General features: G+C 64.1%; 12 protein-coding genes. 2 read left to right on the top strand and 10 right to left on the bottom strand.

Going from position 1 to position 11,985, the window contains the following annotated elements; all coding sequences use genetic code 11:
* From LCF60_RS21765 to LCF60_RS21800, 8 genes are all read right to left on the bottom strand, one after another.
* Positions 1–486 (bottom strand): ATP-binding cassette domain-containing protein (locus tag LCF60_RS21765; protein ID WP_292294641.1); only part of this gene is annotated, 486 nt, incomplete at its 3' end.
* 107 nt (positions 487–593) lie between these two features.
* Positions 594–1,892, bottom strand: a complete 1,299-nt coding sequence (locus LCF60_RS21770; protein WP_292294642.1) for an ABC transporter substrate-binding protein — start codon at positions 1,890–1,892, stop codon at positions 594–596.
* A 63-nt stretch (positions 1,893–1,955) separates the two neighbouring features.
* The gene (locus tag LCF60_RS21775; RefSeq protein WP_292294643.1) at positions 1,956–3,185 is read right to left on the bottom strand and encodes a branched-chain amino acid ABC transporter permease; all 1,230 of its coding nucleotides are present in this window, start codon (positions 3,183–3,185) and stop codon (positions 1,956–1,958) included.
* Entirely contained in the window at positions 3,185–3,424 is a 240-nt protein-coding gene (locus LCF60_RS21780; protein WP_292294644.1) for a hypothetical protein, read from the bottom strand. The genes LCF60_RS21775 and LCF60_RS21780 overlap by 1 nt, the downstream gene beginning before the upstream one ends.
* Positions 3,425–3,499: 75 nt before the next feature.
* Positions 3,500–4,459: a branched-chain amino acid ABC transporter permease gene (locus LCF60_RS21785; protein WP_292294645.1), complete on the bottom strand. Its 960-nt coding sequence runs from the start codon at positions 4,457–4,459 to the stop codon at positions 3,500–3,502.
* 16 nt (positions 4,460–4,475) lie between these two features.
* Positions 4,476–4,955, bottom strand: coding sequence for a hypothetical protein (locus LCF60_RS21790; protein WP_292294646.1), 480 nt, complete (start codon positions 4,953–4,955; stop codon positions 4,476–4,478).
* Entirely contained in the window at positions 4,948–5,706 is a 759-nt protein-coding gene (locus tag LCF60_RS21795) for an ABC transporter ATP-binding protein (RefSeq protein ID WP_292294651.1), read from the bottom strand. Before LCF60_RS21795 ends, LCF60_RS21790 begins: the two co-directional genes overlap by 8 nt.
* Before the next feature lie 145 nt (positions 5,707–5,851).
* On the bottom strand, positions 5,852–7,816 hold the full coding sequence (locus LCF60_RS21800; RefSeq protein WP_292294652.1) for an AMP-binding protein: 1,965 nt from the start codon (positions 7,814–7,816) through the stop codon (positions 5,852–5,854).
* Between the two features lie 219 nt (positions 7,817–8,035).
* Between LCF60_RS21800 and LCF60_RS21805 the strand changes: the two genes are divergently transcribed.
* Positions 8,036–9,922, top strand: coding sequence for a PAS-domain containing protein (locus LCF60_RS21805; protein WP_292294647.1), 1,887 nt, complete (start codon positions 8,036–8,038; stop codon positions 9,920–9,922).
* Positions 9,919–10,620, top strand: a complete 702-nt coding sequence (locus tag LCF60_RS21810) for a response regulator transcription factor (RefSeq protein WP_292294648.1) — start codon at positions 9,919–9,921, stop codon at positions 10,618–10,620. Before LCF60_RS21805 ends, LCF60_RS21810 begins: the two co-directional genes overlap by 4 nt.
* Position 10,621: 1 nt before the next feature.
* On the opposite strand, the gene LCF60_RS21815 is transcribed toward LCF60_RS21810, so the two are convergent.
* The gene (locus LCF60_RS21815) at positions 10,622–10,783 is read right to left on the bottom strand and encodes a hypothetical protein (RefSeq protein WP_292294649.1); all 162 of its coding nucleotides are present in this window, start codon (positions 10,781–10,783) and stop codon (positions 10,622–10,624) included.
* A gap of 47 nt (positions 10,784–10,830) precedes the next feature.
* Positions 10,831–11,985, bottom strand: a 1,155-nt coding sequence (locus LCF60_RS21820) for a hydantoinase/carbamoylase family amidase (protein WP_292294650.1), incomplete at its 5' end; no start/stop codon positions are given.

The following is an 11,985-nucleotide window of genomic DNA, read 5'->3' on the forward strand; positions in this document are numbered from 1 at the left end:
CTCCTTCAGGCGGGGGAAGTAGGAATAGACCAGCTCCAGATCCGCCTCGACCGCGGCGCGGCCGTCGCTGCGGGTATAGGCTCCGGTGAGCAGGTTTTCCTCCACGGTGAGATGGCCGAAACAGTGCCGCCCCTCCATCACCTGGATCACCCCGCGTTTCACCAGCGCGGCGGGATCGAGATCCTGCACCCGCTCGCCGCGATAGCGGATGGAGCCCTTCGTCACCTCGCCGCGCTCGTTGTGCAGCAGATTGGAAATCGCCTTGAGCGTCGTTGTCTTGCCCGCGCCGTTGCCACCGAGCAGGGCCACGATCCCCTTTTCCGGAACGGACAGGCTGACGCCCTTCAGCACGAGAATGACGTGATTGTAGATCACCTCGATGTTGTTGACGGCCAGCAGCGGCTCGGCGGCCGGCTGGGGGCCGGGTTCGTGGCTGGGTTCGGGGCCGGCTTCGTGGCCCGGTTCGGCGGCGACAGGCTGGGTCATGGGCTTTCTCGTTCGGTCGGCGCGGGCGGGCGGGCGGCTGGGGCCCCCGGCGACGGCGAAGGCCGCCGGGGGCGCGGATCGGCGGCCGGCCCGACGGGCCGGAACGCTCAGCTTTCGGGGTCGCAGGCCTCGTTGACGGGCCAGGGCGCGTTGGCCTCGGCGTATTCCTCGGCCGCCGCGATCTCCAGCGGGCGGATGAGGTCGCGGTCCGGCATCAGCAGATCGGAGGCTTGGACGAATTTCTCGCCGTCCCACTCCAGCATCCAGCCGCCCGAATGGCCGGTGTGATCCGCGCAGGAGGTGGAGAACGGCGGCACCATGCCGGACATCCCCAGCTCGGCCAGCCGCTCCTCGGTGATTTCGAGGTTCTCCAGCCCGTCGCGCAACTGGGCGGGGGTGATCTCGGCGGTGTCGTGCATCTGCTGGGCGGTGCGCATCCCCTCGGCGAGGATCATCGAGATCACGAGCCCGCGCTGATAGAAGACCCAATCGGTATCCTCGGCCTGCGAGAGCCCCCTGGAGAAGACGTATTCCTCCAGATCGGCCATGATCGGCGCATCCGGCTGCGGCATCGACCAGCTGATGGAACGGTAGCCCGCGCCGTCTTCGCCCACCTGCTGCAGATCGGCGTCATGCCCGGCCCACCAGATGCCGACGAACTGATCCATCGGATAGCGGGTCTTCACCGCCTCGGTGATGGCGCCCGCGTTCATCGCGCCCCAGCCCCACATCAGCACGAAATCCGGCCGCTCGCGGCGGATCTGCAACCACTGGGAGGACTGGTTCTGCATCTGCGACAGGCCCACCGGGATCAGCACCAGATCGAAGCCGTGCATCTCCGCCATCTTCTCCAGCAGCGGGATCGGCTCCTTGCCGTAGGGGTGATCGAGGTGAAGCAGCACGATCTTGGTGCCCGAAAGCGAGGCCATGTCGCCGCCGGAGATCGCCTGCATCATCATGCTCGCGCCATCCCAGTAGGAAGACGGCGGGTTGAACGCCCATTGAAAGACCTTGCCATAGGCCATCGGCGAAAAGCCGTAGCCGGGCGCGAGGATCGGGATCTCGTCGGTGTTGGTCTTGGGCAGCACCTGCAGGGTGATGCCCGTCGACCAGGGCTGAGTCACCACCGCGTCGGCCTTGGTGCGCTCGTAGCACTCCACGCCCTTCTCGGTGGAATAGCCGGTTTCGCATTCCTCGAAATCGACCGTCACACCGCCGATGCCGCCATCGCGTTCATTCAGCAGCGTCATGTAATCGGCCTGACCGTTCATCAGCGGAATACCTGTCGCCGCGAAGGGCCCGGTCCGGTAGGCGAGGTTCGGAGTGTACAGCTCTTGAGCGATGGCCGCCGTACCCAGCACGCTGCCCAGCGCTGCGGCTGTCGCCAGTTTGGTAAAGTGTTTCATGGTTGTCCTCCCATTGGAACTGTCATGTTGCTTTCGGTTCTTGGTCTTGGGCCGCGCCCCGCGTCAGTGCGGGAAGGGCCAGATAATCAGTTTTTCACGGATCAGACGCCAAAGCTGGTTCAACCCGTGCGGCTCGATGATCAGAAAAAAGATGATCAGCGCGCCGACGATCATCACGTTGATATGCTCGATCAGCGCGGACTCAATGCGGAAGCCCTGCAATTGCGCGTAGCCGTAGATCAGCGTTGCCGCGCCAAAGCCGATCGCCGCCGCCATGCCCCACAGGTTGCGCGCGACCCCGAAGAGGAACGTCGCTGCCGCGATCAGGGCGGCCAGCAAAAGGGCGGACCCGGTGGAAATCTCGAACACTTGCGTGCCCGCCACCACGTTCAGGACCACCGGCAGACCGACGATCAGGATCGCCCCGAGGTAGTTGCCCATGATCGAGCCGAGCCCGCCGATGATGGCGATGAACAGCACCTGGAACGACAGCGGAATGTCGAACACGTTGGGTTCGGCCGCCCCCTTCCACATGAAGACGTAAAGCGCGCCCGCCACACCGACGACATAGGACGACACGGCAAAGGCGGTCAGCTTGGATTTCATCAGGTTGATGCCGATGAGTTCCGCCGCGATGTCCATGTCGCGCGTCGCCTTCCAGGTCCGGCCCAGATTGCCCCGCGTGAGATTGATGCACAGCAGCGTCAGCAACGTAACCACGAACAGAACGATGTAATACTCGGTCACCGAGGCCGCCTGAGGGCCGGACACGAAGACGCCGAACATCTCGAGATTGGGCACCTGGATCGCACCAGAGGCGTTGTAGTTGTAAAGCCAGGACCATTTCTCGAACAGCCAGACCAGGAAGAACTGCGCGGCCAGGGTGGCGATGGCGAGGTAGAAGCCCTTGATCCGTAGGCTGGGAATACCGAACGCCACCCCGATCCCGGCGCTGAACACACCCGACAGCAGGATCGCGACGATCGGGTTCATCCACGGGAACAGCGTGACCATCTTGTAGCAGGCATAGGCCCCGACCCCCATGAAGGCACCCGTGCCAAGGCTCAACTGCCCGGCGAACCCGGTCAGGATGTTCAGCCCCATCGCCGCGAGCGCGTAGATCAGGATCGGGATCAGCAGCGTCTGGAAGGTGAATTCCGATGCGGTCATCGGGAAGATCACCCAGCCGAAGATCAGGATGATCGTCAGCAGGACGGCATCCTGCCGGACCGGGAACAGCGCCTGGTCCGCGACATAGCTCGTCTTGAACTGGCCAGCCGTGCGATAGAGCATCAGATGGTCTCCTCTTCGGTGATGACCACGCGGTTGCGCGGCTTGGCATAGCCTGTGGCCTCTGAGTAGCGGATCAGCCAGAAATAGGCCCAAAGCCCCAGGGCACCGCCGATCGCGGCCAGCAGGATCGCAATGACGGTCTGGCTGCCGGCCTCGGATCCGCTGGACAGCGCGATATATCCGAAGGCCCAGAACCCGGACCAGGCGATGACGTTCAGGAGTGCGATCAGTTTGGCCATGTGTCTTCTCTCGTAGGGTGCGTGATCCTCACGCACCGGTGCCTGTTGATGTCGAACAGCGCGCCCCGCGCCGCCCTAGACCCTTTCGATGATCCGTTCTCCGAACAGACCTTGCGGACGGAACAAGAGCACGATCAGCGCCAGCACGAAGGCGAACCAAGTCTCCGTGTTGCCACCCAGAAGCGGCTGGCCCCAGTAGATCTCGAAGAGCTTTTCGAGGATGCCGATCATCAGCCCGCCGACAATGGCCCCGGTGATCGATTCCAGCCCGCCCAGCATCAGCACCGGCAGCGCCTTGTAGGCGATCACCTCGAGCGCAAAGCTCACCCCGGCCCGAGCGCCCCAGGCAATGCCCGTGACCAGCGCGATGATGCCGGCGATGAACCAGACCAGCACCCAGATCGTCTGGAGGCTGATGCCCACCGAAAGCGCCGCCTGGTGGTCGTCGCCCAGCGCCCGGATCGCCCGACCCATCTGGGTGTAGTTGAGGAAGGCCAGAAGCGCGAGCACCAGCAGCGTCGCCACGATCACCACGGTGATGTCGAGATGCTGGAGGATCAGCAGACCGCCAAATGGTTCCAGCACCGTGTCGCCAGTCGGAATGCCCAGCTCCTCGGTGATCATGACCTTGTTTTCACCGCCGAAGATGGTCTCGCCAAATCCGATCAGGAACAGCGTGATCCCGATGGTGGCCATGAAGAGGATGATGTCGGGCTGGCCCACCAGCGGTCGCAGCACCACGCGCTCGATCACCACCGCGAGCACGAACATGACCACCAGCGTCAGGCCAACGCTGAGCCATGCCGGCACACCCAAGGCGAAAAGCCCCACCAGCGTCAAAGCGGCAAACACCACCATGATGCCCTGTGCGAAGTTGAAAATCCGGCTGGAGCGGAAAATCAGCACGAAGCCCAGCGCGATCAACGCGTAAAGGATTCCGGAAACCAGCCCTTCCCACAGCACCTGCATGAGGAAATCCGGTGCTTGGACCATGTCCACGAAGGGGGTGACGAAAACGTCGGCGAGAAACTCCATCCGGCTCAGTCCTTTGTCATTGTTTGTCTGTCCCCGGCGTGGACGCATCGCGCCCGGGGTTCGGCCCGACAGCCGACGGGCAGTCGCAATCCGCCAGGAGCTGGTTGGCTTTCTCGCTGCGCTGCCCCGCGGGGACCGCCTCGAGTGCTGCCCGCGCCGCGCGCAGACCCCAGTCGATGTCACCCTCGACCCAGGCGGCGCGTTGGCCTTCCGGCCCTTCACCCCGCATGTCGCGGCTTTGGCGCGCCACGCGGCCCAGGGCGCTGGTCACCGCATCGCGTTCGTCGCGGCGCAACTCGTCAAGGTCTTCGGGTGTGAACTTTTCCACCATCCCGGCGGCCCAATCCGGCAATCCACGATCGTCGCCGAGAATGTCTGCAAGCGTCTTCTTGTGCCAATGCGTCGTCATGTCATGTCCTTTCTCAAGCTGAGTGGACAAAACGCGGATGCCGGGCATGAGTTCACCCGGGCGCATGGACAGCACGGCTTCACTCATGGGGCACCCCGAGATAGGCGTCGATCACATCCTGGTTGTTGCGCACCTCGTCCGGCGTGCCGTCGCCGATCTTCTTGCCGTAATCCATGACGACAACGCGGTCGGAGAGGTCCATCACCACCCCCATGTCATGTTCGATCAGGCAGATCGTGGTGCCGAATTCGTCGTTCACATCGAGAATGAAGCGGCTCATGTCCTCTTTTTCCTCGACGTTCATCCCGGCCATCGGTTCGTCGAGCAGCAGCAGCGACGGTTCCGCCGCCAACGCGCGCGCCAGTTCGACCCGCTTCTTCAACCCGTAAGGCAGACGCCCCACCGGGGTCTTGCGGATGTTCTGGATCTCGAGGAAATCGATCACCCGCTCGACCTTTTCCCGGTTTTCCATCTCCTCGTCGCGGGCCTTGCCCCACCACAGCGCCTGGCTGGCGATCCCGGCGTTCATGTGGGTCAGCCGCCCGGTCATGACGTTGTCGAGAACGGTCATGCCTTCGAACAGGGCAATGTTCTGGAACGTCCGTGCTACGCCCTGGCGCGCCACCTCGAACGGCTTCATCGGCGGTCGCTTCGCGCCTTGATACCACACCTCGCCCTCGGACGGGGTGTAGAAGCCGGAAATGACGTTGAGCATCGACGATTTGCCGGCCCCGTTCGGCCCGATGATCGCGCGCACCTCGCCCTCGTGGATGTCGAACGAGATGTCCTGAATCGCCACCACACCGCCGAATCGCAAGGTGATATTGCGCATTTCCATCAGCGTGCCGCCGATCTGGCGCCCGTCCGCTGTCACGTACCCTTCGGTGTCTTTCACGCCGTTTCTCCTCCCCCGGCCCCAAGAATTTTCGTACGAAAATTCTCGGCGCGCATAATCTTCGTACGAAGATTATGTGTCCGTCCCATCATTCCGCCGCCAGCTTCTGAGGTGTCGTCGGAACCACCTTGGCATCGCGAATCTCCAGCGTCGCGGTGATCTTGCCCTTGCGACCGTCCTCATAGGTCACTTCGGTCTCGGTGTAGATCGACGGCGACCCGTCATAGAGCGCATTGACCAAGTCCTCGAATTTCTCGCCGATGATCTTGCGACGCACCTTGCGGGTGCGGGTCAGCTCGCCATCATCCGCGTCCAGTTCCTTGTGCAGCACAAGGAATCGGTGCACCTGGCAGCCCGACAGCATCGGGTCCTGCGCGATGCTTTCATTGACCTCTTCGATATGCGACTGGATCGCGTCAAGCACCTGCTCGTGTCCTGCCAGTTCTTGGTAGGACGCATAGGCGATGTTGTTGCGCTCGGCCCAGTTGCCCACCGCGGCGAGGTCGATATTGATGAAGGCACAGCAGCGGTCGCGGCCCGCGCCAAAGACCACCGCCTCGAGGATGCTCGGATAGAACTTCAGCTTGTTCTCGACATATTTCGGCGCGAACATCGCGCCATCGGCCATCGCCGCCACGTCCTTGGCCCGGTCGATGATCCGCAGATGGCCGGTTGATTCCTCGATGAAGCCCGCATCGCCGGTGGCGACCCACCCGTCCGCATCCTTGGTATCGGCAGTCGATTCCGCATTCTTGTAATATTGCACGAACACACCCGGCGACCGGTAAAACACTTCGCCGGTGTCCGCGATGCGGATCTCCACGCCCGGCGACGGCACGCCGACCGTGTCCGACCGCACCTCGCCATCGGGCTGCTGCGTGATGAACACCGACGCTTCGGTCTGGCCGTAGAGTTGTTTGAGGTTGATCCCCAGCGAGCGATAGAAATCAAAGATCTCCGGCCCGATCGCCTCACCCGCCGTATAGCCCACCCGCACGTTGGAAAAACCGAGCGCGTTCTTGAGCGGGCCGTAGACCATGAGCTCGCCCAGCCTGTATTTCAGCCGGTCGAACGTGCCGACCTCGTGCCCGTCAAGGATGGCGGGCCCGACCTTGCGGGCATGGTCCATGAAATAGTGGAACGTCTTCTTCTTGAACGCGCCGGCATCCTCCATGCGGATCATGATCTGGGTCAGCTGCGTCTCGAACACCCGCGGCGGGGCAAAATAGTAGGACGGCGCGATCTCGCGCAGGTCCGTCATCATCGTTTCGGGGCTCTCGGGGCAATTCACGCAGAAGCCCGACCAGTAGGCCTGCCCGATCGAAAAGATGAAATCGCCCACCCACGCCATCGGCAGGTAAGCCAGAACCTCGTCATCCACCTTGAGGTGATCGAACTCGGACGACGCCTTGGCGGTCTCGATGATGTTGCGGTTAGACAGGACGACGCCCTTGGGCTTGCCCGTCGTCCCCGACGTGTAGAGCATCACGCAGATGCTGTCGTAATCCAGCTTGGCCTTGCGCGCCTCCAGTTCCCCGATGAACTCGTCGCGCGCGGCGCGTCCCTGCGCCTGCACATGATCGAACGCGTGCAGGCGACGGTGGTCATATTTCCGCAATCCGCGCGGATCGAGATAGATCATGTGCTCGAACTGGTGCAGGTCGTCCTGGATTTCGATGACCTTGTCGACCTGCTCCTGATCGCCCGCGATGACAAAGCGCGCGCCGCAATGGGCCAGCACGTATTCCATCTCTTCGGCGCCCGCATCCTGATACAGCGGCACCGGGATGGCCCCGACGCATTGCGCAGCCACCATGGACCAATAGAGGTACGGGCGGTTGCGGCCGATGATGGCAATGAAATCGCCTTCGTTGACGCCCAGGTTCAACAGGCCCAACGCCAGCGCCTCGATCTCGGCGGCAGCTTCGGACCAGGTCCAGCTTTGCCAGATCCCGTATTCCTTTTCACGATAGGCAGGGGAACTGCCATATCGAGCGGCGTTGTGCGCCAATAACGCTGGAACCGAGCGCAGACCCTCCGCGCCCTCGGTCAAGTATGCCAATGCTTTTCCTCCCATTGCCCGGGCTTGGCCCGAACCGATCGCTTTTGCACGACTCTGTTCCAAGATTGGACAGAAGGCAGGTTGGGGGTCAACTTTTTCCTGATGTTTGCTCAATTCTTACGAATTGTAACAGGATCCCACCCGCCCTTTGCGCCGGGACGTTCCGGTGCTAGCCAGTTTCCGGACACATTCTCTCGTGGACGATCCCGGATGCATACCGAAGCGCTCATTCAGGCCGGACTGAACCTGATCGGACAGGCCCTGTCGATCTATGACAGCGATCTGCGGCTGGCCGCCTGCAACCGCCGTTTCGCCGAGATGTTCGACCTGCCGCGCAGCCTGACGCTACCGGGTGCGCATTTCGAGGACACGGTCCGCCACCTGATCGCCCAAGGCGAATATGGCGAGGTCGCCGATGTCGAAACCTTCGTGCGCACCCGGGTCGAGCAGGCCCGCGCCTTCGAGCCGCATTACATGGAGCGCACCCGCGCCAATGGCCGCATGATCAGCGTCGAAGGTGCCCCGCTGCCGCAGGGCGGCTGGGTCACCGTCTACACCGACATCACCGCCGTCAAATCGCAGGAACAACTGCTGCGCACCCGCTCGGAACTGCTGTCGGAAGAGGTGCTGGCCCGGTCCGAGGAACTGGCCGCCACCAACCGCAAACTGGCCGCCACGGTTCTGGCGCTGGAAGAAGCGCAGCGCGAACTGACCGAGATGGAGGCGCGCACGCGCCTCACCACCGAAATGATGCCCGCCCATATCGCCCATGTGGACAGCGCCGGCTGCTACACGTTCTCCAACCGCCGGCTGTCCAACGTGATGCCCGGCCGCCCCTCGCAGATCGTCGGGCTGCATATCTCCGAGGCGTTGGGCCGCGATGCCTATGCCCGTGTCCTGCCGCATCTCCAGATGGCGCTCTCGGGAACGCCCTCGACATTCGAATTCACCGACATCCACAGCTCCCGCCGCATCCGCGTCGCCTTCACCCCGGACGAGACCGAGAATGGTGTCTACATCCTGTCGATGGACGTGACCGAGGAAACCCAGGCCCGCGCGGCCCTGCAACAGACCCGCCGACGCGAAATGGCCGCCCAGCTGACCTCGGGGCTCGCGCATGACTTTTCCAACCTGCTGACCATCATCCTCGGAATGCAGTCGAAGATGGCGGCGATGGACCTGCCGACGGATGCCGATCCGCTGATCACCGCCACCTTGCAAGCCGCCCGCCGGGGCGGCGATCTGCTCAACCGGATCGCAGACATCACCGCCCATCGTGCGTGGCGGCCCGAACCTCTGGATGTCGCGGTCTTCCTGGCGGATCTGCACACGCTGGCGGCCCCGTCGCTTCCGGACAGCATCGCACTTTCGATGCACGCGTCGATCACGCGCCGCGCGCTTCTGGATGCCGGACAGCTCCAGGACAGCCTGCTCAACCTCATCCTGAACGCCCGCGACGCCTGCGGGCAAAGCGGAACGATCCGCCTTTCCGCCACCGAGACCCAGGACACCTGGATCGATTTCAACGTCGAGGATACCGGGCCGGGGTTTTCGCCGGATGCGCTGAAACATGCGCTCGATCCCTTCTTCACGACCAAGGGCGACGGCGGATCGGGCCTTGGCCTGTCGATGGTCTATGACACCGCCAAGCTGGCCGGAGGTCAGCTCCGGATCGGCAACACAGCCACCGGCGCGCGCGTCACCCTGCGCCTGCCGCTGCGCCACGCCGCGCGGCATCTCAAGAGCGAACTGGTGCTGCTGGTCGAAGACAGCGCCGACCTGCGCACCACGATCCGCGAAATGCTCACCGGGCTTGGCCACAGCGTGATCGAGGCCGTGTCGGTCGACGAAGCGCGCGCACTGGCGCAGGGCGTGCCGGACATCGCTTTCGTGCTGTCGGACATCTCGGTCGAAGGGCCTGCCCTCGGCACCGAACTGGTCGATGCCCTGCCCGGCAAACCGGTCTACCTGATGACCTCCCTGCCTGCCTCCGATCCCCGCCACGCCGAGGCCGCGGCAAAGACCGCCGTGCTGCCGAAACCGTTTTCCAGGGCTGATCTGGCGGCATTCCTGGGCCACGAGGAGGACCCGGCATGACCAGGCCGCTGATCACCATTCTCGACGACGAACCGGCCATCCGCACCATGCTCTCCGAAGCCCTCAAGGACGCGGGCTACGACACCCAGAGCTTTGGTCGCGCCGCCGATTTCGAAACCGCGCTGCGCCGCACGACTCCGGATGTCTGCCTCGTCGATCTCGGCCTGCCCGACCGCGATGGGCTCAGCCTGGTGCACCGGCTGGCGCTCGAACAGGGCGCCACGGTCATCATCATCTCGGGCCGCGCCCAGGTGCAGGACAAGATCACCGGGCTGGAACTGGGGGCGGATGACTACATCATCAAACCTTTCGACCCGGCCGAGGTGGTGGCCCGCGTGCGTGCCCGCCTGCGCACCCGCGCGACCCCCGCCCCCGCCGGACACAGGGCGAAATTCAACGGCTGGACCGCGCATTTCGACCGCTATTCCCTGCAGGACGAGACCGGCGCGGAAACGCCCTTTTCCCATGCCGAGGGCGAAGTGCTGCGGCTTTTCCTCGAAAGCCCCAACCGCCTGATAACGCGCGACTACATGCAGGACACGCTGGGCGGGGCCGCCGGGGACAGCTTTGACCGGGCGATGGATGTCCGCATCTCGCGGCTTCGCACAAAGCTGCGCGAGGACCCCAAGAACCCCCGCCTGATCAAGACGATCTACGGTGCGGGCTACATCTTTCTGGGCGACGTGACCTGGAGCTGACTCAGACCCCCAGCGTCGCGCGAAGGATCGGCAACAGGGCCGCGGCGACAATCCCGACCAGCGCCGCCACCGCAAACCTCTGCCAGACCCTCGAAAGCCTCGGCGCAAAGGCGCCAAGCCCGCCGCACACCAAGGCGTAAAACGCCATCGCCGTCACGTCCATCCCGCGCCCCTTTTCCCTTGCCGGGAAAGCCTAGCACGGGAATGCGATCAGCCCAAAGCCTCGACCGCCCCGGCCAGCACCCTGAGACCGGTTGCCAGATCGGCCTCCGTCGTGTCTTCGCCGAAGGCATGGCTGATCCCGCCGATCGACGGCACGAAAAGCATCGCCACCGGCATCATCTTCGACATGTTGGTCGCGTCATGCAGCGCGCCCGAGGGCATCACCCGCCAGCGCCCCGGCACCTCGGCCTCTGCCGCGCCCTCCAATGCCTTGCGCAGACGGACGTCCATGGCCACGGGCTCGAGCCCCAGAAGCGGGCCATAACTCAGACTGTAGCCGCCTGCCGTGGCGACCTCCTCGGCGGTTTCGCGGATGATCGCCTCCATCCGGTCCAGCCGGTCGCCATCGCCGTCGCGCCACTGCATCGAAAACGTCGCCCGTCCCGGCACCACCGAGGACGCGTTCGGATGCAGCGCGACATGGCCGATGGTCCAGACCGTCTGCGGCGTCACGACGTTCGAGAACCGGTCGTTCAAGAGCGCATTGAACCCCGCCACCGCCTGAAACGCATCGCGACGCCCAAGCATCGGGGTCGTGCCGGCATGGTTCTGTTGCCCGTCGAAGGTGATCTTCATGTCGCGGATGCCGACAATCGCATCGACCACGCCGATGGCCTCGCCTTCACGGTCTAGAACCGGCCCCTGCTCGATATGCATCTCCAGAAAGCCGGTAAAGCGCGATGCATCGACGAAATCCTCCGAGCGCCCCGGCATCAGCGCGCGCGCCTCTGCAAAGCGATGCCCGTCGCGGTCGGTCAGATCGTCGGCCCGGTCCAGAGGCAGGGTCCCCGACCAGACCGCGGATCCGGTTGTGACCCCGAATCGTCCTTCCTCGTCCTGAAATGATACCACCGACACAGATGGCCCCCCGGCCTCCTGCGCCGCCCGGGCGATCTCCAGCGCCGCCACCACGCCAAGCGCCCCGTCGAGCCACCCGCCCTCGGGCTGGCTGTCGGAATGCGAGCCCAAAAGCAACGAGGGCCCCTCGGCCAGCCCGAACACCGATCCGACCGGATCGACATGCACCTGCAATCCGGCGCCCCTCATCCGATCGGCCAACCAGCCGCGCGCAGCGATGTCGGGCTCGGAATAGGCCGGGCGCACCACGCCCTTGCCCACACCAGATGCCCCGAACTCCCGTAA

Source organism: Marivita sp. (genome assembly GCF_020055635.1).
Taxonomy (GTDB): Bacteria; Pseudomonadota; Alphaproteobacteria; order Rhodobacterales; family Rhodobacteraceae; genus Marivita.

What these genes read in the sequence shown, in the direction of transcription:
- LCF60_RS21795 (WP_292294651.1), bottom strand. Translation starts at nt 5,706, where the DNA reads ATGGAAATGCGCAATATCACCTTGCGATTCGGCGGTGTGGTGGCGATT.
- LCF60_RS21785 (WP_292294645.1), bottom strand. Translation starts at nt 4,459, where the DNA reads ATGGAGTTTCTCGCCGACGTTTTCGTCACCCCCTTCGTGGACATGGTC.
- LCF60_RS21805 (WP_292294647.1), top strand. Translation starts at nt 8,036, where the DNA reads ATGCATACCGAAGCGCTCATTCAGGCCGGACTGAACCTGATCGGACAG.
- LCF60_RS21810 (WP_292294648.1), top strand. Translation starts at nt 9,919, where the DNA reads ATGACCAGGCCGCTGATCACCATTCTCGACGACGAACCGGCCATCCGC.
- LCF60_RS21770 (WP_292294642.1), bottom strand. Translation starts at nt 1,892, where the DNA reads ATGAAACACTTTACCAAACTGGCGACAGCCGCAGCGCTGGGCAGCGTG.
- LCF60_RS21815 (WP_292294649.1), bottom strand. Translation starts at nt 10,783, where the DNA reads ATGGACGTGACGGCGATGGCGTTTTACGCCTTGGTGTGCGGCGGGCTT.
- LCF60_RS21780 (WP_292294644.1), bottom strand. Translation starts at nt 3,424, where the DNA reads ATGGCCAAACTGATCGCACTCCTGAACGTCATCGCCTGGTCCGGGTTC.
- LCF60_RS21775 (WP_292294643.1), bottom strand. Translation starts at nt 3,185, where the DNA reads ATGCTCTATCGCACGGCTGGCCAGTTCAAGACGAGCTATGTCGCGGAC.
- LCF60_RS21790 (WP_292294646.1), bottom strand. Translation starts at nt 4,955, where the DNA reads ATGAGTGAAGCCGTGCTGTCCATGCGCCCGGGTGAACTCATGCCCGGC.